Here is a 19619-nt window from a genome sequence, read left to right as displayed (position 1 = left end):
TCCGGGTAGCGGGTGTTCCACAGGGCGACGGCGTTGAGGACCGGGCCGAGGACGGCGGGCTGGTCTTAGGACTGGAATCAGAATGAGGTCTCTGGGGCTCGGGAATGACGGCATGTGAGTTCGCGTCGGCGCGGCCCGGAGGCCTGTGGAAGCTGGACTCCGGACCAGGCATCGACTTCGCACTGTCTGTCGGCATTGTTCCCTGCGGTCACGACTGTGCCGTTGGCACGCAGGCCAAGGGTGTGCGTTGAACCGGCCGCCACGGCGACAATGTCGCGCCAATCGCCGACTTCGCACTGTCCGAAGCTGTTGTCTCCCGTTGCGAGGACCCGTCCGGACGCAGTGACTCCGACGGTGTGGTGGCTGCCCGCGTCGAGCGCCACCACGTCTTCCCACTCATCGACCTCGCACGCCCCAGTTGCCCGGTCTCCGGTCGCTACTGCCCGTCCGTCGGCTCCGAGGCCGACGGTATGGAGATACCCGGCCGAAATGGCGGCCAGGTCACGCCACCCTTCAACGGCACACTGCCGTCGTCGGTTGTTCCCCGCGGCCAGTGCGGAACCGTCCGACCGGACACCGACCGAGTGCCAGTCACCACACGAGAGGACGACCATCTCGCGCCAGGACTGCACGTCGCACTGTCCTTCCGAACTCCGGCCAACTGCTAGCACGCGGCCATTCGCGAGTAGCCCGAGCGTGCGGCGCCAGCCTGCGGCCACGGCCGTGACGCCTCGCCATCCGGCGACATCGCATTGCCCATCGCCATTCCACCCCGTTGCCAGCACCGTGCCGTCCGACCGGAGTCCCACCGTATGAGACCTGCCCGTGTTCGTCGCGGTATGGACGTTGCCAGCTGCCACCGCGACGACGTCTTCCCATCGCTCGACACGACATTCAGCGGCTGCGGTATTGCCCACGGCGAGAACGGTTCCGTCCCAGCGCCGTCCGACCGAATGACGCCTTCCGGCCGCCAGCGCCGACGAGTTGGCGAGCATTCCGCCTCCTTGTGCTTGGCGCGAGTTCGAGACATGGAAGTCCACCTTACTTTGGACTGGAATCAGTGCGGGGTCCTCAGTCGTCGCCAGCAGATGACGGCACAACCGAGTGTGATGAAGGCCTGGTGGATGTCGTCGCGGATCTCCCAGCGGATGCGTAGGCGGCGGAACCAGTGCAGTAGTGCGATGGCGCCTTCCACGATCCAGCGGTGTACGCCGAGTCCGGAGCCGCGTTCGGTGCCGCGTCGGGCGGTGTGCGGGGTGATTTCGAACCGCCGGGCCTGGTCGCGGTAGCTCTCGTGGTCGTAGCCGCGGTCGGCGTAGAGGTGCTTCGGGCGGCGCAGCGGTTGGCCGCGTTTGCCTCGGATCGGCGGGACGGCTCGGATCAGTGGGATCAGTTGGGTCACGTCGTTGCGGTTGCCGCCGGTCAGCGTGGCGGCCAGCGGGATGCCGTGGGCCTCGACGATCACGTGGTGCTTGCTGCCGGTCTTGCCCCGGTCCACCGGGGACGGGCCGGTGGCCGCACCACCTCTCATCGCCCGCAGATGGCTCGAGTCGACCGACGCCCGGGACAGATCCAGGATGCCGGCCGCCCGCAGTTCGGCCAGCAGCATCTCGTGCAGGCGCTGCAGACCCCGGCCTCGTTCCACTGGCGACGGTTCCCGATCGAAGCGCTCAAGTGCATCGCGTCAAGCCCGCTTCCTTCCCGGACTGAACGGCCCGGCCGCCAGAGGAGGCTGACGTTCATGGCCGACCTGGTTCCGCAGTGTCGGCGAGGCCGGCGGCACGCGCGGGTGAGGTAGGTGGTCCAGTCGCGTTGAGCGTGACGGGCCCACTTCAGTGCGGTGTGGATGTGGACGTCGAGGAGGTCGGCCAGCACTGGTGCGGGCAGGTCGGTGGCGAGGGCGATCAGGGCTGCGGTGCGCGCCGCTCTGGTATGGACGCCCTGACGTACGAGCCGGTCGTTGAACGCTTTGCGGCTGAGTGGGTGACCAGGCACGACGCCGGGGAACAGCCACGGGGTTTGGCCGGTGAGGGTTCGGACCAGGGCAGAGCGCTGGCGTGGCGCGTCGGCAAGGTTGGTGAAGGAGTTCGGCCAGGCGGGGTGGGATCCACAGTCTCGCTTGGCCGAGCCGGAGGAACGTCTTTCCCATTGGTGCCGTGGATCTGGTCGGTGGTCAGGTGTCGCAGGCGTTCGCCGGGGATGCCGTAGAGGAGGACGGGGGAGCCGGCGACGCGGACCTCCAGCGGTAGGGCGGTGTCGGTGGGGCAGCGGCGGAGCTGTTGCCAGCGTTCTTCCTCCGTGAGGACCGCGGCGGAGGTGGCGGTGGGTGGCGCGGCGACCGTGTGCGGGGCGGTGAGGCCGCGTCGGGCGGCCCAGTCGAGGAACGGTTTGATCTCGTAGCGGGAGCGGTTCGCGGCGAGCCAGGTGTCCAATCCGAGCCCCCGGGATCCACCCGGAACAACACCGCGGGCGGCCACGGCACCGTGTACACCGCGATGCACGGCGACATCCACGTCCACCACGAGGCCGGCCAGGACCTGCCCGGCACCTGAACCCTGCGGCGGGCCTACCCCCGCCGCAGGGCGTCCACCACCGCCGACAGGTCCTGCTCGGCGATCGACGGGTCCGCCAGCAGCACCTCGCGGGCCGCCGACAGCACCGGTCCGCCGCCCGCCAGGGCGAGGTCCTTGGCGGCCAGGCGGACCGGGAAGTCCGACTCCGTGCTGTGCGCCCGGGCCACCACCCCCGCGAGCGGCCCGGCCGACAGCACCTCCCGCGCCTGCTCCCGCGGCACGCCCAACTCATCTGCCACCGCGAGGATTTCACCGACGACGGTGACGGAGGCGACGATCGCGCCGATCACCACCACCTTCAGCGCCGCACCCGCCCCCGGGCCGCCGCAGCGCCGCACCCGGCCCAAGCGCTCCAGGACGGGCTGCGCGCGGTCCAGGTCGGCGTCCTCGCCGCCCGCGAAGACCACCAGGTCGCCGGTGGCCGCCGGGCCCACGCTGCCGATCACCGGCGCGTCCACCAGGGCGACGCCGTACGGAAGTCGGGCGCGCAGTTCGGCGGTGGCCCGCGGGCCGATCGAGGACATGTCGATCCACAGCGCGCCCGGCGCGAGCCCCGTCGTGAACCGGTCGGCCACCTCGGCGACGGCCGCCGGGGTGGACAGCATGGTGACGACGACGTCCGCGCCGCGCACGGCCTCGACCGGGGTGGTGGCCTCGGTGGCCCCGGCGAGGCCCCCGGCGCGGCCGGGGGAGCGGTTCCAGACGGTCAACGGGTGGCCGGCGGCGGCGAGTCGACGGGCCATCGGCAGGCCCATCCGGCCCAGCCCCAGAAAAGCGATCTTCTCCATGGCCACCACGCTAGGCAGCCACGAGACAGGCGACAAGCGAATGTCTTGCATGATAGTCATGCGGAATGGACATGGCTTGGCTGGACGTCTTCCGCACCGTCGCGCACCTGGGCTCCTTCACCGCCGCCGGGGAGCGGCTGGGCTTCACCCAGTCCGCGATCTCCCGGCAGATCGCCACCCTGGAAGGCGAGCTGGGCACACCACTGTTCGACCGGCTGGCCCGCGGGGTGCGGCTGACCGAGCACGGCCGCGCACTGCTGCCGCACGCCGAGGCGATCCTGGAACGGCTCGACACCACCCGGCGCGACCTCGCCGCGCTCACCGACCTCACCGCCGGGCGGCTGCGGGTCGGCGCCTTCGACAGCGCCAACGCCGCCCTCGTCCCCGGCGCCCTTGCGGCCTTCCGCGCCGCCCACCCGGACGTCGCGGTCAGCCTCACCGAGGGACTCTCCGCGCACCTGCTGGACCTGCTGAGCGGCGGTGCGATCGACCTCGCCCTGATCGCCTCGTACACCGAACCCGCCGATGAAACCGAGCAGTTCGACTACCGGCTGCTGCTGGATGACCCGGTGCTGGTCGCCCTCCCGCGCGGCCACCGCCTCGCCCGGCGCCGCCGCCTGCGGCTGGCCGAACTCGCCGACGAACCCTGGATCGCCGCCCGCCGCAACGCCGAGAGCACCCTCCTCGCCGCCTGCCTCCGCAGCGGCTTCCAACCCCGCATCGAGTACGCGGTCGCCGCCTGGACCGCCAAACTCGGCCTGGTCGCAGCAGGACTGGGCCCCACCCTCATCCCCTCCCTGGCCGCCCGCGCCGCCCGCCCCGACCTCGCCCTCATCCCCCTGCACCCGGACGACACCCCGGTGCGGCACGTCTACACCGCCACCCGGCGGGGCCGGCGACTGCCGCCGGCGGTGGCGGCTTTCGAGGCCCTCCTGAGGGAGGCGGCCGGGACCCCTGGCTAGGGCGTGCGTCAAAAGCGCCGGTCAGTCACCGATGCCGCCGTCCGCTACGAGGCCACCGCGTGCTCTGCCGCGTCAACACGCACCGGTGCCATGTTCCCCTCCCGGATCGAACGGAGAGTTGCTGGGCACGGGGGCCGCAGTGGCCTTGCCGGAAGCGCTGATCACGACCGCCACGGGAGCGGCCCCGCGACGCGCTCCGGCAGCGGGGGGCGGGTACCGCTCGCGGGTGCGGTCTCCAAGGCCGAGGACGGGACGCCACCACCCGCCAAGGCGGCGGCGCCACCTGGTGACCCCGCACCGAGTCCGCACCTGACGAGCGCTCAACTCACCTGCAACCCCGCCCGAGGGCCCACTATTCCGAGAATCGTCGAAGTTTGACAGTTCCCCGTACAGCGGGTTTCGTGGAGGCCCACACCGCACGCCGAGGCCGCCACCGGCCGTCCGTGACAGGGGAGTTGCGCCATGCCCAGGGCCGTCGTCTTCGACCGCACCGGAGGACCGGAGGTCCTGACCGTGCGACCCGCCGCCGTACCCGTGCCCGGACCCGGCGAACTGCGCATCCGCGTCAGCGCGATCGGCCTCAACCGCGCCGAGGCCCTCTTCCGCTCCGGCACCTACCTGGAGGAGCCGAAGCTGCCCGCCACCCCCGGCTACGAGGCCGTCGGCACCGTGGACGCCCTGGGCGAAGGCGTCACCGGCTTCGCCGTCGGCGACCGGGTCGACACCGTCCCGGCCTTCTCCCAGAACGACTACGGCGTCTACCGCACCCACGCCCTCGTGCCCGCCCGCGCCGTCGTCCACCACCCGGCCGGCCTCACCGACGTGCAGGGCGCGGCCGTGTGGATGCCCTACCTGACCGCCTACGGCGCCCTCGCCGAGGACGGCCACCTGCGCCCCGGTGACCACGTCCTGCTCACCGCCGCCGCCTCCGGCGTCGGCTTGGCCGCCATCCGCACCGCCCGCCGCCTGGGCGCCGTCCCCATCGCCACCACCCGCACCCGCGCCAAGAAGCGGCAACTCCTGGACGCCGGCGCCGCCGACGTCGTCGTCACCGGCGAGGAGGACCTGGTGGCCCGCGTCCACGACATCACCGGCGGCACCGGCGTACGCACCGTCCTCGACCCCGTCGCCGGCCCCGGAGTCCTGACCCTGGCCCGCACCCTCGCCCCCGGCGGGCACCTGATCGTCTACGGCCGCCTCGACCCCCGCGACACACCCCTGCCCGGCCAGGACACCTTCGCCCCCGTCACCAGCCGCTTCTACTCCCTGCACGACGTCACCCGCGACGGCGAACGGCTGCGCCGCGCGCACGCCTTCGTCAGCGCCGGGCTGGCGGACGGCTCCTTCACCCCCGCCGTCGACCGGGTCTTCGAGGGCCTGGACGCCGTCGCCGAGGCCCACCGCTACCTGGAGGCCGGCACCCAGGTCGGCAAGATCGTCCTCACCGTCGAGAACTGACCCGCCCCGCCGCACCGGCCGGCCGGACGGCCGGCGCCGACAAGGCCGAAGGGCCGTCAGGTCGCCTGCCGGGCCTCGGCGTCGGCGGCGGAGACCACCGCCGACAGCAGGCCCGGGAAGCGCCCCTCCAGCTCCTCGGCGCGCAGCGCGTTCATCTTGGTGGTGCCGACGTAGTACTGGCGCAGCAGCCCGGCCTGGCGCAGTACGTTGAAGTGGTGGGTGGAGGTGGAACGGGAGATCGGCAGGTCGAAGGAGCCGCAGCTCAGGTCGGCGCCGGCGTGGGCGAGCCGGCGCACCACCGATCTGCGGGCCGGGTCCGCGAGCGCCTCCAGCACCTGCTGGACGCTCAGGTCCTCCACACCAGGGTGCACGATCACCCGCGCCGCCACGCGTGCCCGTCCCACACCCACCACCCCTTCCCAACGCTCGGCCCCCGTCCCGGTTCGGTGAAAAGCCGCGCCACGCGCGCGACTTCGCGCCCGACGCTACTACGGGCAGGCCGCCCGCCACGCCCACCGCAACACCTCCGCAACACGCGCACCCCGCCCGCCGCCGCGCCCGCGCCCCCTCCCGCACCCCCGCGCCCCCCGGCCACCGCCTGCATGCGGCCACCGCCCGCAGGGGCGAGGGCGGGCGGCCCGCTCGACCCGGGGCCGCCCGCCGCGCCGGCCCCCCGGGGGCCCGCTCCTCAGGCGGCGCGCACCGGCGGCCCGACCGGCCGGGCCAGGCGGGCCAGCGCCAGCGGCTCGAAGATGCCCATCAGCACCGGGTCCACCGGGCGCACCACCGCCGGCGCGGGCGCGACGGGGGCGGGGGAGCGCAGCAGGGAGAGGTAGAGCTCCTGGGTCTCGGCGGCCGGGTCGATGCCCAGCTCCTCCGCGAGGACGTGGCGCAGCTGCTGGTAGCAGCGCAGCGCCTCCGCCCGGTTGCCGGCCGCCGCCAGCGCCTCCATGCGGCAGCGGTAGGCACTCTCGCGGAACGGGGCCCGGCGCACCGCCTCGTCGGCCCAGCGCAGCGCGTGGTGCTCCTCGCCGAGCGCGGACGCCGACAGGCTCGCCGTCTCCAGCGCCGACATCCGCAGCTCCTCCACGTGCTCGCGCACCCCGCCCGCCCACTCGCCCTCGTGGTCGGGCAGGAACGCCCCGCGCAGGTTGGCGATGGCGCCGGCGGCCAGCTGCTGGGCCACCGCGTAGGAGCGGGCCCCATACGCCTCCCCGGCCTCCCCGACCGCGCCGGCGGCGGCCTCCAGGTCCACCGCCGCGTCCGCCGGCAGCCGCAGGACGTAGCGCCCGCCCTGGGCGATCAGCGGGGTGGCGCCCGGGCCCTGGCCGGGCGCGGCGACGAAGGCCCGCACCCGGGAGACCACGCTGCGCAGCGCGGAGGCCCAGGTGTCGGGCAGTCCGTCGGGCCAGATGGTGTCGGCCAGCTGGTCGCGGCTGGTGCCGGCGGAGCGTTCCAGGACCAGGCGGGCGAACGCCACCTGGGCCTGGGCGCTGGACAGGTGCTGCGGGGCGCCGTGGTCGTGCTCGATCGTCACAAGGCCTGTCAGGCGGATCAGCATGAGGATGTCCCCGATCTGCCGGACGGACTGTCTTCCCGGAAGCCGTTCAACGTGCTCCAACCCCCTTGAGCCAAAGCGGAGCCGACGGCCCGTGACACCGGGCCGACGGCGTGGGAAACCTGGACCGGAAATACCGCCGACCAGCCGTTCGGTTTCGGCGGATTTCGACCATACATTCGGCGCATCACACGGTGTCAACACTGGTTGGCGAAACATACCCACCGGCCGGTCCATCCGTCGTGGACGCAATGTTTCTGCACGTCAGAGCGTTACTGCAGGCCGGGAAGGCTCCTATTGCGGACGCCTTGCGCGTCCTGCCGTAGAAATGTAGCCATCCTTGAGCACCCCGCGTGAAGCCTTCGAGAAAACACCGCCACGGCCCCGCCGCAAAAGGCCGCAGCGCAATAGCGGAAACAAGCCGGAGGCAAACCGGCCGCACCACAAAGGCCCGCCAGAACCCCGGGCCCCGGAGCCAAAAGCCCGAAGCCCCGAAGCGTCAAAACCCGCAAGCCCGAACGCCCCAAAGCCCGAACGCCCTAAAGCCCGCAAGCCCGCAAGCCCTAAAGCCCGAACGCCCCAAAGCCCCAAAGCCCCGGAGTGCCCGGGAGCCGCCCCGCCCCCGCCGAGAAGGAGACCCGCACGTGAACGCCACCGGAGCATGGGACCGCCTGGAGCCGAAGCTCGCCGCCACCCTGGACCGCGTGGCCGCGCTGGAGTCCGACCCCTCGCGCCGCAACAGCTTCGTCGCCTACACCATGGAACGCGACAGCGCCTACTGCGACCTCGACGGCGAGCGCCTGCTCATGATGTCCGGCTACAGCTACCTCGGCCTGGCCGGGGATGAGCGCGTGGTGGCCGCCGCCAAGGCCGCCGTCGACGTCTACGGCACCGGCAACCACGGCGTACGGGCCCTGGCCGGCACCATCCCGCTGCACGAGGAACTGGAAGCCGAGGTCGCCCGCTTCGCCCGCCGCGAACGCGCCCTGGTCTTCGGCTCCGGCTACGCCGCCAACGTCGGCACCGTCGGCGCCCTGGTCGGCCAGGGCGACACCGTCCTGATCGACAAGTACGACCACGCCAGCATCGTCGACGGCTGCCGCCTGTCCGGCGCGACCGTCACCCGCTTTCGCCACAACGACGTCGACCACCTGGAACGCCGCCTCAAGGCGGCCTCCCCGACCGGGGTGCGCCTGGTCATCGTCGACAGCGTCTACTCCATGGACGGCGACATCGCCCCGCTGCCCGCACTGCGCGCGGTCTGCGACGCCCACGACGCCCTGCTGATGGTCGACGAGGCCCACGCCCTGGGCGTCATCGGCGCCACCGGCGGCGGCATCGAGGAGCACTTCGGCCACCGCTACCGCGTCGACGTCAAGCTCGGCACCCTCTCCAAGGCCATCCCCTCCATGGGCGGCTGGATCGCCGGCAGCCACGAACTCATCGGCCACCTGCGCTACGCCGCCCGCCCGTTCCTGTTCTCCGCGGCCCTGGGCCCCGCCCAGACCGGCGCCGCCCTGGAGTCCCTGCGGATCCTGCGCCGCGAACCCGAACGCGTCACCCACACCCAGGTCCAGGCCCAGCGCCTGCGCGAGCGCCTGAACGCCGCCGGCATCTCCACCATGGACTCCTCCACCGCCGTGCTGCCCGTCATCGCCGGCTCCGACGACGCCGCCTACGACTACGCCACCGCCTGCCGCAAGGCCGGCGTCATCGGCCTGCCCGTCGTCACCCCCGCCGTGCCCAACGACCTGGCCCGCCTGCGGATCGCCGTCACCGCCCGCCACACCGCCGCCGACATCGACTTCGCCGCCGACGCCTTCCTGACCGCCGCCGCCCAGACCGGCCTCATCTGACCACCCACCCCGGCCGGCGCCCCGGCACCCACCCCGGCCGGCGCCCCGGCACCAGCCCCGACCAGCCCCGACCAGCGCCCCGACCGACGCCCGGACAGGAGAAGGACCATGGCAGCACGCCCCACCCGGCCCCCCATCGCCGTCACCGGCCTGGGCGTCATCAGCCCCGCCGGCCACACCCTCGCCGACTTCTGGCACACCGTCAGCACCGCCACCCCCACCGCCACCGCCCTGACCGACCCGCAACTGGCCCGCCACCGCGTGCGCCTGGGCTGCAGGGTCACCGGCCTGCCCGAGAACGGCCCCGTCCCCGCCAAGGACGCCCGCCGCCTCGACCCCTTCGCCCACTACGGCACCCTCGCGGCCCTGGCCGCCCACCAGGACGCCGGAGCACCCGAGCCCGCCCCCGGACGCAGCGCCATCGTCGTGGGCACCGCGGTGGGCGGACGCACCACCAGCGACCGCGAATCCGCCCTCTACACCACCGCAGGCCCGCTGCGGGTGAGCCCGCTGATGCCGCTGGTCACCATGCCCAACGCCGCCGCCGCCCAGATCGCCATGCGCCTGGGCTGGAACGGCCCGGCCCTGACCATCGCCACCACCTGCGCCTCCAGCGCCGACGCCATCGGCCACGCCGCCCTGCTCCTGGAAAGCGGGCGCGCCGACGTCGTCCTGGCCGGCGGCTGCGAGGCCACCCTCACCCCCGTCACCCTCGCCGCGTTCGGCAACCTCGGCGCCCACTCCCAGCGCAACGACGACCCCGCCCGCGCCAGCCGCCCCTTCGACACCGACCGCGACGGCTTCGTCATGGGCGAAGGCGCCGGCTTCCTCGTCCTGGAACGCCTCGCCGACGCCCGCGCCCGCCACCGCACCCCCTACGCCCTGCTGGCCGGCTACGGCTCCAGCGCCGACGCCTACCACCTGTCCAACCCGCGCCCCGACGGCGCCGGCGCCGTCGCCGCCATGCACGCCGCCCTCGCCGACGCCGACCTCACCCCCGCCGACATCGCCCACGTCAACGCCCACGGCACCTCCACCGTGCACAACGACCGCGCCGAAGCCGCCGCCCTGCGCACCGTCTTCGGCCCCCACGGCGTGCCCGTCACCTCCACCAAGGGCACCATCGGCCACCTGATCGGCGCCGCCGGCGCCGTCGAACTGATCGCCGCCGTCCAGGCCATGAACAACTGCGAAGTCCCTCCCACCGCCAACCACGAGCACACCGAGCAGGGCCTGGACCTCGACGTCGTCCACGGCAAGCCCCGCCCCATCCGGCCGGGCGCGGCCCTGTCCAACTCGTTCGGCTTCGGCGGCCACAACTCGACCTTGGTGGTGACCCCCGCATGACCACGCCCGCGACCACACCCGCGCCCGCGCCGACGACCACGCCCGCACCGACGACCGCGCCCGCCCCGCCCGCCCGGCGCACCCGCCTGACCGTCCGCGGCCAGGACCTCGCCGCCTACCGCGAAGCGGCCCGCACCGGCCTGCCACCCACCGCCACCGGGGCCACCACCGGCGCCTCGCCCGCCCACCCCTTCGTCCTCGCCCACACCCTCGCCCAGCACACCGTCACCACCCTCACCACCGGCGACCCGGGCTTCACCGGCGTGGTCCACCTCGCACAGGAGATCCACACCCACCACCCGCTCACCGCCGGCACCGACGTCGACATCGAGGTCACCGTCACCGCCGCCCGCCGCGAAGCCCGCGGCACCCGCCTGGCCCTGAGCACCCACCTCACCACCGGCACCCGCACCCTGGCCCACCTGACCACCTCCGCCCTGCTGCTCGGCGCCACCACCATCGACCCCTTCGGCACCCTGGGACCGGCCGCCCACCCCGGCACCACCCCCGACACCGAACCCCTCACCCTCACCCACACCCTCACCCCCCACGACGTCACCGCCTACGCCCACGCCGCCGGCGACCTCAACCCCCTGCACCTCGACGACACCGCCGCCCGCGCCGCCGGCTTCCCCGCCGCCATCGCCCACGGCATGCACCTGGTCGCCCTGGCCGCCGAGGAGATCACCGACCGCTACGGCGCCGGCGACCCCACCCGCCTCACCGCCCTGGGCGCCCGCTTCGCCGCCCCCGCCACCCCCTCCACCCCGCTGCGCCTGACCCTGCAGCCCTACGACCGGGCCACCGTGGTGCGCTTCACCCTCGCCACCCCCGCCGGCACCGCCGTCAAGGCCGGCTGGGCGGCCCTGACCCCGGCGGGGGAGTGAGCGCCGTGACCACACCCGCCCCGCCGCCGCTGTCGCTGCCCGACGCGTTCACCGCCCACGCCCGCACCCGGCCCGACGCCACCGCCCTGCTGTGGCACGACCGCGCCGTCACCTACCGCCAGCTCGCCGACCTCGCCGAACGCGAACAAACGCGCCTGCACGCGCTGGACCTGGCCCCGGGCGAACCGGTGGGCCTGCCGGCCGCCAAATCCCCCGAGCAGATCGCCCTCGTCCTGGCCTGCCTGATCGAGCGCCGCCCCTTCCTGCTGCCCTCCCCGCAGCTGGCCCCCGCCCTGCTCGCGGCCCTGTTCGCCCAGGCCGGCGCCCGCCACCTGCTCGCCCCCCTCGGCCAGGACGCCCCCGCCCTGCCCGCCCCGGCCCGCCCCGCCCCCGTGCCCACCCTCGCCGCCGGCACCTCCTTCCTGCTCACCACCTCCGGCTCCACCGACCTGCCCAAGATCGTCCCCCTCGCGCAGGCCGCGATCGACCGCTTCACCGCCTGGGCCCACGACACCTTCGACCTCGGACCCGGACGCGTCGTCGCCAACTACGCCCCCCTCAACTTCGACCTGTGCCTGCTGGACGTGTGGGCCACCCTCGCCGCCGGCGGCACCGTCCTGCTCATCGACCCCGCCCACGCGCTCAACGCCCGCCACCTGCTCACCCAGCTCACCCGCCACCGCCCGCACGTCCTGCAGGCCGTCCCCCTCGCCTACGCCCTCCTCACCCAAGCAGCCCAAGCGGCCCAAGCAGCAGGCGGCGCAGCGGTGCTGGACAGCGTCGAGCACGCCGCGTTCACCGGCGACGCCATCGACGCACGCACCCTGGCCGCACTGCCCGCCCTGCTGCCACGCGCCGCCCTCTACAACATCTACGGCTGCACCGAGACCAACGACAGCTTCCTGCACCGCCTGGACCGCCTGGACGCCACCGCCGCCCTGCCGGTGCCCATCGGCACCCCCCTGCCCGGGGTGCGCACCCTGCTCGCCGCCCCCGACGGCACCCCCGTCACCGGCCCCGGCAGCGGCGAACTGTACGTGTCCACGCCCTTCCAGGCCGCCGGCTACCTGGACCGCTCCCGCGACGCGGGGCGCTTCACCACCCAGCCGGGCGGCGCCGGAGCCGGCCGGCGCTGGTTTCGCACCGGCGACCTCGCGGTGCGCGACGAGCAGGGCCGCCTGCACCTGACCGGACGCGCCGACTTCCAGGTCAAGGTCCGCGGCGTCGCCGTCAACACCGCCGAGGTCGAACGCGTCCTGCTCGCCCACCCCGAGGTCCACGAAGCCGCCGTGGCCGCCGCCCCCGACCCGCTGACCGGCAAACGCCTGCACGCCGCCGTGCGCCGCGCCCCCGGCTCCGCCCTCAACAGCCTCACCCTGCGCGAGCACCTGGCCCGCAACCTGCCGCGCGCCGCCGTACCCGAACGCCTGGCCATCCACGACACCCCGCTGCCCAAGACCGCCACCGGCAAGGTCGACCGCAAGGCCGTCCTGCCCACCGCCTGACCACCACCACCGCGTTTCTCACCAAGGGAGTCACGAACCCATGAGCAACATCGCCCAGATCAAGCGGTTCCTCATCGAGGAGTTCCTGCCCGACGTCGCCCCCGAGCAACTCGCCGACGACCACGACCTCCTGTCCGACGGCGTCATCGACAGCCTGGGCGTCCTCAAGCTCATCGCCTGGGTCGAGGACCACTTCGCACTGCCCGTCGACGACACCGACCTCGACCCGAACAACTTCCGCTCCGTCGCCGCCATCGACGCCTTCATCACCCAGCGCCGCGCCGTCCCGGCCAGCGCCGTGGCAGGCGGCTGACCCGTGCACCCGGCCCTCACCGCCCTGCTCGCCGGGCACGACGTCGACCTGGACACCTGGCGCTCGTGGTGGGACCAGCTGGAGCAGCCCGCCCCGGGCCCGGCCCGCGACAGCGACCGGGCCCAGGCCGCGGCCCTGCTGGCCGCCCTCACCACCCGCCTGCCCGGCCCCGCCACCCTCGCCGCCTTCACCACCTCGCTGACCGAACGCAGCGCCCACCCCGGCCCCGCCCACCCCGCCAGCGTCAACATCGTCGGCACCGGCGGCGGCCCCGCCACCTTCAACCTCTCCACCGCCGCCGCCCTGACCGCCGCCGCCATGGGCATCCCCGTCGTCAAGACCGGCTCCCGCGCCTACACCAGCACCGCCGGCTCCATCGACCTGCTGGAACGCCTGGGCATCACCCTCACCTCCTCCCACCAGGCCACCGCCGAGCACCTGCAGCGCCACGGCATCGCCTTCGCCGGCCCGCACGTCTACCCGCCCGCCCTCACCCGCCTGGCCCGCGTCCTGTTCCCGCTCACCCTCAAACCCTTCGGACGCCTCCTCAACACCCTCGGCCCGCTGCTGGCCACCGTCCCCGTCACCGCCCAGCTCACCGGCGCCTGCGCCACCGCCGACCTGGACGCGCTGCGCCACCTCGCCCCCCGCACCCCGGGACGCGCCGTGTGGCTGGCCTCCAACACCGCCGGCGCCGACGAACTCCTGCCCTTCGCCGACAACACCCTGCACACCCCCGACACCACCATCCACCTGCCCGCCGGCGCCGTCGCCCCCGCCGACGGCACCCTGGCCGACCTCGCCCCCCACCCCGGCGACCTCACCGGCCACTTCCTGAACGCCCTCGCCGGGCGCGCCGGCGCCACCGCCACCCACACCATCGCCCTCAACGCCGCCGCCCTCGCCCTCGCCTCCGGCCGCCACACCCACTGGCACACCGCCCACACCGCCGCCCTGGACGCCCTCGCCGACGGCGCCCCCCGCGCCCTGGCGATCCGCCTGCGCGCCGACCACAAGGCCCCCGCCCATGCCTGACACCGCGCCCATGCCTGACACCGCGCTCCTGGCCCCGCGCGCCGACGGCCGCCCGGGCCTGGCCCTGTTCCTCAACGCCGGCGACCCGCCCCAGCGCCTGACCGACCTGGCCCTCATGCTCGACGAGGAAGGCACCGACGTCCTCGAACTCGCCGTCCCCTTCCCCAACTCGCCCACCGACGGCCCCGTCATCCGCCGCTCCGCCGCCCGCGCCCTGGCCGCCGGCACCACCCTGGACACCGTCCTGGCCGAACTCGCCGACCTGCGCCCGCGCCTGAGGCACCTGAAGATCGCGCTGCTCGCCGACTGGAGCCACAGCCTGCGCCACCGCGACCCCGGCGCCTGCGCCCGCGCCATCGCCGCCGCCGGCGCCGACGCCCTGCTCGTCCACGCCCTGCCGCCGCGCCTGCGCCCCGCCTGGCGCCGGGCCTGCCACGAGGCCGCCCTGCCGCAGGTCGCCACCTGCTACCCCACCTCCGGCCCCGAGGTCATCGCCGACGCCGCCACCGCCGCCCACGGCGCCTACGTCTACCTCGTCGCCCACTACGGCCGCTCCGGCACCGCCCCCGCGGCAGGCCACCACACCCTGGCCGCCACCGTCGCCGCCCTGCGCGCCGCCGCCCCCGCCACCCCCGTCGCCGTCGGCTTCGGCGTGCGCAGCGCCGCCGACCTGGACGCGGTCGCCGCCGCCGGAGCCGACGCCGCGATCGTCGGCTCCGCCGCCGTCGCCCGCATCGAGACCGCCCTCACCGAGGGCCGCGACGCCGTCCAGGCCCTGCGCGCCCTCCTCCACGACCTCCGCCCGCCCGCGCCCCCCAGGCCCGGCCCGGCCGGACGCACCACCCGCACCGGCACCGCCCGTACCACCGGCACCGGCACCACCGCCGGCGCCGCCGCCCTCACCCCCTGAACCGAAAGGCAGAACCAGCATGCTGATCCGCGACCTTGACGACGTCCAGACCGTCGAGTGGGGCAACGGCCTGTCCCGCCGCTTCCTGGTGGCCGGCGACGGCCTCGGCTACACCCTCACCGACACCATCGTCAACGCCGGCACCAAGTCCCGCCTGGAGTACCGCAACCACCTGGAGGCCTGCTACTGCATCGCCGGCTCCGGCGAGGTCATCGACATGGACGGCACCACCCACCCCATCACCCCCGGACGCCTCTACGCCCTGGACCGGCACGACGCCCACTTCCTGGTCGCGAGCCCCGAGGAGGACCTGCGCCTGGTCTGCGTGTTCTCCCCGGCCCTGCGCGGCGACGAGGTCCACCAGCTCGACGCCCACTCCTCCTCCGCCTACTAGGCCGAGATCCCCCCTTCGAGTCACGTGCCGGCGCCCCGCGCGCCGGCCTGCCACCCCGGGCCCCGCAGGCGGGCCCGGGAGGAAGGCGGCAACGTCATGATCCGCTGGAACGCCGACCAGAACGCCCTGCGCGAGGGCCTGGCCCGCTTCGGCGACGACCTGAGCGCCGGCCACATCGAAGGCGACGAACAGGCCGCCTTCTCCCACGACAAGTGGCGCCTCGTCCAGAAGACCGGCATCCTCTCCCTGCCCTTCGAGGAACGCTACGGCGGGCTGGGCCAGTCCCTGCTCACCACCATGTACGTCCTGGAGGGCCTGGGACAGACCTGCCGCGACGGCGGCCTCAACTTCTCCGTCACCACCTCCCTCGCCTCCACCGGCGTGCCCCTGCAGGCCTTCGGCTCACCCGCCCTCAAAGAGGCCTACCTGCCGCGCATCGCCTCCGGCGAGGCCATCGGCGCCCACGCCATCACCGAGTCCGAGGGCGGCTCGGACGCCATGCAGATGCGCACCCGCGCCCTGCGCGACGGCGACCACTTCGTCCTCAACGGCGCCAAGACCTTCGTCAGCAACGGCCCCGTCGCCGACGTCCTCGTCGTCTACGCCCGTACCCACCCCCAGGGCGGGGCCCTGGGCGTCACCGCGTTCCTCCTGGACCGCGACACGCCCGGCATCAGCACCGGAAACCCCATCAAGAAGATGGGCCTGCGCACCTCGCCGCTGTCCGAGGTCTACCTCGACGACGTACGGGTGCCCGCCACCCGGGTCCTGGGCCGCGTCGGCGGCGGCTTCCTCGTCCTGGACCACGTCATGAAACGCGAGATCCTCTACTCCTTCATCGTCAACACCGGCGAGATGCAGCACCGCCTGGCCCGCTGCCTCGACTACGCCAAGACCCGGATGTCCTTCGGCAAGCCCATCGGCTCCTACCAGTCGGTCGCCAACAAGATCGTCGACACCAAGATCCGCCTGGAGACCGCCCGCAAGTGGCTCTACGACACCGCCCAGCGCCTGGAGGCGGGCGAGAACGTCACCGTCGACATGGCGATCGCCAAACTCCTCACCAGCGAGTCCAACCTCGCCACCTCGCTGGCCGCCGTCCAGGTCTTCGGCGGCAACGGCTACATGTCCGAGTACGGGCTGGAGAAGGACGTGCGCAACGCGGTCGCCGGCACCATCTACTCCGGCAGCAACGAGATCCAGTACAACCGCATCGCCGCCATGCTCGGACTCGGCAAGTGACCGCCCCCGCCCCGCCCCGCCCCCGCCCGTCCGCACGCCCCCGCCACCTCAAGGTGTGCGGGGCCCGCACCCGCGCCGACCTCACCCTCCTCGCCGAGGCCGGCCCCACCCTGGTGGGCCTGTGGCACGGCGTGCCCGGCGGCCCCGCCGACCTGTCCGAACAGCACCTGGCCCACCTCGCCGCCACCGCCATCCGCCTGGGCCTGGAACCCGTCCTGGTCACCTTCCTCGACGACGCCGACCAACTCGCCGACCTCGCCCGCGCCACCGGCATCCGCTGGATCCAGCTCCACGCCTACCAGAACCCCCACCTGGTCGCCGAACTGCGCCACCGCCTGCCCTACGCCGCCCTCGTCAAAGTCCTCCACCTCTCCCGCGGCCGCTGCCTGGAACGCCCCTTCATCGGCGCCTTCGAACGCGCCGGCTGCGACCTGTTCCTGCTGGACACCGTCACCGACGACGGCCGCGTCGGCTCCACCGGCCACCCCCTGGCCCCCGCCGACGTCCACACCCTGCTGCCCCGCCTCACCATCCCCTTCCTCCTCGCCGGCGGCCTGAGCGCCGCCAACCGCGACACCTACCGCACCGTCACCGACCACCCCCTGTACGCGGGCGCCGACATCGACACCGCCGCCCGGGGCCCGGCCGGGGACTTCACCCACGAGGCCGTCACCGCCCTCACCCACGCCTGGCACCCCCGCCCCAAGGAGGCCTCCGTATGAGCGCCCCGCGGTTCCTCGACGCCCTGCTGGCCGCGAGACGCCCCCTGGTCATGGAGGTCAAACTCCGCGACCCGCACGGCGCCGACCTGCTGGGCCCGCGCACCGTCGCCGACCTCGTCACCCGCTACGAACAGGCCGGCGCCCCCTGCCTGTCCGTGGTCACCGGCCGCTGGTTCGGCGGCACCCCCCGCCTGCTGCGCGAGGTCGCCGACGCCACCGACCTGCCCGTCCTGCAGAAGGACTTCCTCACCCGCCCCGCCCAGCTGGAGGCCGCCGCCGCCCTCGGCGCCTCCGCCGTCCTGCTCACCGCCGCCCTGCTGCCCGCCGCCTCCCTGCGCCGCCTGGTCACCGCCGCCCTCGCCCTGGGCCTGACCCCGTTCGTCGAGATCACCGACGAACGCGAACTGGACCTGCTGCCCGACCCCGCCGACTGCGTCATCGCCGTCAACAACAAGGACATCCGCACCCGCGAACGCGACCGCGGCGACCTGACCCGCAGCCTGCGCCTGCTGCCCGCCCTGCGCGCCGCCGGCACCCGCGCCCCCGTCTCCGCCTCCGCCATCACCGACCCGAGCGACGCCGCCCGCCTCCTGGACGCCGGCTACGCCGGACTGCTCATCGGCACCACCCTGATGCGCACCGGCGACCTCGACGGCTGGCTCGCCGACCTCGACACCGCCCGCCGGGCGGTGGCCGCGTGAACCCCCGCCTGCGCACCCGCTCCCTCGTCCTGGACGCCGACGGCATCCCCGTCTCCGCCCTCGTCGCCGAACCCCAGGGCCGCGCCCCCAAGGCCGTCGTCCTCGCCATCCACGGCCGCGGCATGCGCGCCGCCTACTTCGCCGGCCCCGCCCACCCCGACACCAGCCTGCTCACCCTCGCCGCCGACCTCGGCTACACCGTCCTGGCCCTGGACCGCCCCGGCCACGGCGCCTCCGCCCACCGCCTGCCCGACGGCCAGCTCATCGCCGACCAGGGTGCCACCCTGCACGCCGCCCTCACCGACTACGCCCGCGCCCATCCCGTCGGCGCCGGCGTCCAACTCCTCGCCCACTCCTTCGGCGGCAAGATCGCCCTGCACCTCGCCGCCCACTGGCCCGCCGACCCCCACCTGCCCCTGCTCGGCGCCGACATCTCCGGCCTCGCCCAGCACTACGCCCCCGGCGCCTGGGAGCGCCCCGACGACCTCGCCGGCGGCGGCCGCCTCAACTGGGGCCCCCTCAACCTCTACCCGCCCGGCACCTTCCACGCCGCCCGCACCCTGCTCACCCCCGTCCCGGCCCTCGAATCCCGCGAACTGGCCACCTGGCCCGCCCGCTACAGCGCCCTCGCGGCCCGCGTGCGCGTGCCGGTGCGCCTGACCCTCGCCGACCACGAGGCCTGGTGGCGCCTGGACCCGGCCCACCGCACCGCCCTCACCGCCCCCTTCCCCCCGGGACTTGCCCACCTCGTCACCGCCCACCGCGCCGGCCACAACCTCTCCCTGGGCCACGCCGCCCGCCCCTACCACCTGCGCGCCCTCGCCTTCACCGACGACTGCCTCACCCACCCCCAGCCCGCCCCGGCAGCCGCCCCCGCCGCCGTCCCCGAACCGGCCCTGGCCGCCGCCCGCTGACCGCGGGAAGCGGGCCCGGCACACCAGGGCACGCGGCCGTCCGCGCACCGCGCGCCCCGTTCCGTACGCGCGAGGGGCGCTACCGGGCGGCAGAGACCGTGCGGGCGCAGGCGCCTGACGGCAGGCCGGTGACCCGTCGCCACGACCACCGCCCCGACCTCGTCCGCCGCGATCGTCGGCGGCCGGCCGGGCCGGGGTTCGTCCACCAAGCCGTCCAGGCGCTCAACGAGGAACCGTCGCCGCCACTTGCGAACGGTGTCCGCAGTGACCCCAAACCCCCTGCACTTGTCCCCCCCGGCACCCGACACCACCGGCCCAGCCCAGCGGTCACACCGCCGCAGGAGAAGAATCAGGAAATACGCCAGCAAACCCCCCCACGCCCCCAAGTCCCTCGACAAGAGCCGCCCCCAAAGGTGAACCTGATGGGGACCCGGCTGCGTGGATACGTCTGTAG

Annotated in this window: 18 protein-coding genes and 2 pseudogenes; 14 read left to right on the top strand and 6 right to left on the bottom strand. The window is 74.3% G+C overall.

The features are described 5' to 3' along the window. Window positions 1-77: 77 nt before the first annotated feature. From P3T27_RS13280 to P3T27_RS13270, 3 genes and pseudogenes are all read right to left on the bottom strand, one after another. Entirely contained in the window at window positions 78-995 is a 918-nt protein-coding gene (locus tag P3T27_RS13280) for a chromosome condensation regulator (protein ID WP_280677784.1), read from the bottom strand. A gap of 62 nt (window positions 996-1057) precedes the next feature. Further along, window positions 1058-1650: pseudogene (locus tag P3T27_RS13275) on the bottom strand (IS5 family transposase); the annotation flags it as partial. Between the two features lie 916 nt (window positions 1651-2566). Continuing rightward, the gene (locus P3T27_RS13270; protein WP_280677782.1) at window positions 2567-3361 is read right to left on the bottom strand and encodes an NAD(P)-dependent oxidoreductase; all 795 of its coding nucleotides are present in this window, start codon (window positions 3359-3361) and stop codon (window positions 2567-2569) included. 65 nt (window positions 3362-3426) lie between these two features. Here P3T27_RS13270 and P3T27_RS13265 point away from each other — a divergent pair, with 65 nt between their 5' ends. Both P3T27_RS13265 and P3T27_RS13260 read left to right on the top strand, forming a co-directional pair. Beyond that, entirely contained in the window at window positions 3427-4323 is an 897-nt protein-coding gene (locus P3T27_RS13265; RefSeq protein ID WP_280677780.1) for a LysR substrate-binding domain-containing protein, read from the top strand. 462 nt (window positions 4324-4785) lie between these two features. Further along, entirely contained in the window at window positions 4786-5781 is a 996-nt protein-coding gene (locus tag P3T27_RS13260; protein ID WP_280677778.1) for a zinc-dependent alcohol dehydrogenase family protein, read from the top strand. A gap of 56 nt (window positions 5782-5837) precedes the next feature. Here P3T27_RS13260 and P3T27_RS13255 read toward each other — a convergent pair whose 3' ends face one another. Together P3T27_RS13255 and P3T27_RS13250 are read right to left on the bottom strand one after the other, a co-directional pair. Continuing rightward, window positions 5838-6185 (bottom strand): helix-turn-helix domain-containing protein, encoded by a 348-nt coding sequence (locus P3T27_RS13255; RefSeq protein WP_280677776.1) that lies wholly within the window; start codon window positions 6183-6185, stop codon window positions 5838-5840. A gap of 284 nt (window positions 6186-6469) precedes the next feature. Then, the gene (locus P3T27_RS13250; protein WP_280677774.1) at window positions 6470-7342 is read right to left on the bottom strand and encodes a bacterial transcriptional activator domain-containing protein; all 873 of its coding nucleotides are present in this window, start codon (window positions 7340-7342) and stop codon (window positions 6470-6472) included. A 641-nt stretch (window positions 7343-7983) separates the two neighbouring features. Between P3T27_RS13250 and P3T27_RS13245 the strand changes: the two genes are divergently transcribed. The 12 genes from P3T27_RS13245 to P3T27_RS13190 all read left to right on the top strand — a co-directional run bounded on the left by P3T27_RS13245 (window position 7984) and on the right by P3T27_RS13190 (window position 19165). Continuing rightward, window positions 7984-9195 (top strand): aminotransferase class I/II-fold pyridoxal phosphate-dependent enzyme, encoded by a 1212-nt coding sequence (locus tag P3T27_RS13245; RefSeq protein ID WP_280677772.1) that lies wholly within the window; start codon window positions 7984-7986, stop codon window positions 9193-9195. A gap of 108 nt (window positions 9196-9303) precedes the next feature. Further along, window positions 9304-10542, top strand: a complete 1239-nt coding sequence (locus P3T27_RS13240) for a beta-ketoacyl-[acyl-carrier-protein] synthase family protein (RefSeq protein ID WP_280677771.1) — start codon at window positions 9304-9306, stop codon at window positions 10540-10542. Then, window positions 10539-11429: a MaoC family dehydratase gene (locus P3T27_RS13235; protein WP_280677769.1), complete on the top strand. Its 891-nt coding sequence runs from the start codon at window positions 10539-10541 to the stop codon at window positions 11427-11429. The genes P3T27_RS13240 and P3T27_RS13235 overlap by 4 nt, the downstream gene beginning before the upstream one ends. 5 nt (window positions 11430-11434) lie before the next feature. After that, on the top strand, window positions 11435-12934 hold the full coding sequence (locus tag P3T27_RS13230; protein ID WP_280677767.1) for an AMP-binding protein: 1500 nt from the start codon (window positions 11435-11437) through the stop codon (window positions 12932-12934). Between the two features lie 40 nt (window positions 12935-12974). Then, the gene (locus tag P3T27_RS13225; RefSeq protein ID WP_280677765.1) at window positions 12975-13247 is read left to right on the top strand and encodes an acyl carrier protein; all 273 of its coding nucleotides are present in this window, start codon (window positions 12975-12977) and stop codon (window positions 13245-13247) included. 3 nt (window positions 13248-13250) lie between these two features. Next, window positions 13251-14282, top strand: coding sequence for a hypothetical protein (locus P3T27_RS13220; protein WP_280677763.1), 1032 nt, complete (start codon window positions 13251-13253; stop codon window positions 14280-14282). 10 nt (window positions 14283-14292) lie between these two features. After that, the gene (gene trpA / locus P3T27_RS13215) at window positions 14293-15192 is read left to right on the top strand and encodes a tryptophan synthase subunit alpha (protein WP_280677761.1); all 900 of its coding nucleotides are present in this window, start codon (window positions 14293-14295) and stop codon (window positions 15190-15192) included. A 19-nt stretch (window positions 15193-15211) separates the two neighbouring features. Further along, window positions 15212-15586: an ectoine synthase gene (locus tag P3T27_RS13210; protein WP_280677759.1), complete on the top strand. Its 375-nt coding sequence runs from the start codon at window positions 15212-15214 to the stop codon at window positions 15584-15586. Window positions 15587-15682: 96 nt separating this feature from the next. After that, window positions 15683-16828, top strand: a complete 1146-nt coding sequence (locus P3T27_RS13205; RefSeq protein ID WP_280677757.1) for an acyl-CoA dehydrogenase family protein — start codon at window positions 15683-15685, stop codon at window positions 16826-16828. Further along, the gene (locus P3T27_RS13200) at window positions 16825-17550 is read left to right on the top strand and encodes an N-(5'-phosphoribosyl)anthranilate isomerase (RefSeq protein WP_280677755.1); all 726 of its coding nucleotides are present in this window, start codon (window positions 16825-16827) and stop codon (window positions 17548-17550) included. The genes P3T27_RS13205 and P3T27_RS13200 overlap by 4 nt, the downstream gene beginning before the upstream one ends. Next, window positions 17547-18251: an indole-3-glycerol-phosphate synthase gene (locus P3T27_RS13195; protein WP_280677754.1), complete on the top strand. Its 705-nt coding sequence runs from the start codon at window positions 17547-17549 to the stop codon at window positions 18249-18251. Before P3T27_RS13200 ends, P3T27_RS13195 begins: the two co-directional genes overlap by 4 nt. Next, on the top strand, window positions 18248-19165 hold the full coding sequence (locus P3T27_RS13190) for an alpha/beta fold hydrolase (protein WP_280677752.1): 918 nt from the start codon (window positions 18248-18250) through the stop codon (window positions 19163-19165). Before P3T27_RS13195 ends, P3T27_RS13190 begins: the two co-directional genes overlap by 4 nt. Here P3T27_RS13190 and P3T27_RS40995 read toward each other — a convergent pair. After that, a pseudogene (locus tag P3T27_RS40995) lies at window positions 19054-19437 on the bottom strand (helix-turn-helix domain-containing protein); the annotation flags it as partial. The gene P3T27_RS13190 and the pseudogene P3T27_RS40995 sit on opposite strands and share 112 nt — an antisense overlap. Window positions 19438-19619: the final 182 nt, after the last annotated feature.

Source organism: Kitasatospora sp. MAA19, from assembly GCF_029894125.1.
Classification (GTDB): domain Bacteria; phylum Actinomycetota; class Actinomycetes; order Streptomycetales; family Streptomycetaceae; genus Kitasatospora.
This window is presented reverse-complemented; position numbering and strand designations above follow the sequence as displayed.

Excerpts from the sequence above, each read along its gene's own strand:
- P3T27_RS13250 (WP_280677774.1), bottom strand. The coding sequence starts at position 7,342 with ATGCTGATCCGCCTGACAGGCCTTGTGACGATCGAGCACGACCACGGC.
- P3T27_RS13225 (WP_280677765.1), top strand. The coding sequence starts at position 12,975 with ATGAGCAACATCGCCCAGATCAAGCGGTTCCTCATCGAGGAGTTCCTG.
- P3T27_RS13265 (WP_280677780.1), top strand. The coding sequence starts at position 3,427 with ATGGACATGGCTTGGCTGGACGTCTTCCGCACCGTCGCGCACCTGGGC.
- P3T27_RS13210 (WP_280677759.1), top strand. The coding sequence starts at position 15,212 with ATGCTGATCCGCGACCTTGACGACGTCCAGACCGTCGAGTGGGGCAAC.
- P3T27_RS13205 (WP_280677757.1), top strand. The coding sequence starts at position 15,683 with ATGATCCGCTGGAACGCCGACCAGAACGCCCTGCGCGAGGGCCTGGCC.
- P3T27_RS13240 (WP_280677771.1), top strand. The coding sequence starts at position 9,304 with ATGGCAGCACGCCCCACCCGGCCCCCCATCGCCGTCACCGGCCTGGGC.
- P3T27_RS13195 (WP_280677754.1), top strand. The coding sequence starts at position 17,547 with ATGAGCGCCCCGCGGTTCCTCGACGCCCTGCTGGCCGCGAGACGCCCC.
- P3T27_RS13270 (WP_280677782.1), bottom strand. The coding sequence starts at position 3,361 with ATGGAGAAGATCGCTTTTCTGGGGCTGGGCCGGATGGGCCTGCCGATG.
- P3T27_RS13235 (WP_280677769.1), top strand. The coding sequence starts at position 10,539 with ATGACCACGCCCGCGACCACACCCGCGCCCGCGCCGACGACCACGCCC.
- trpA (WP_280677761.1), top strand. The coding sequence starts at position 14,293 with ATGCCTGACACCGCGCTCCTGGCCCCGCGCGCCGACGGCCGCCCGGGC.
- P3T27_RS13260 (WP_280677778.1), top strand. The coding sequence starts at position 4,786 with ATGCCCAGGGCCGTCGTCTTCGACCGCACCGGAGGACCGGAGGTCCTG.
- P3T27_RS13280 (WP_280677784.1), bottom strand. The coding sequence starts at position 995 with ATGCTCGCCAACTCGTCGGCGCTGGCGGCCGGAAGGCGTCATTCGGTC.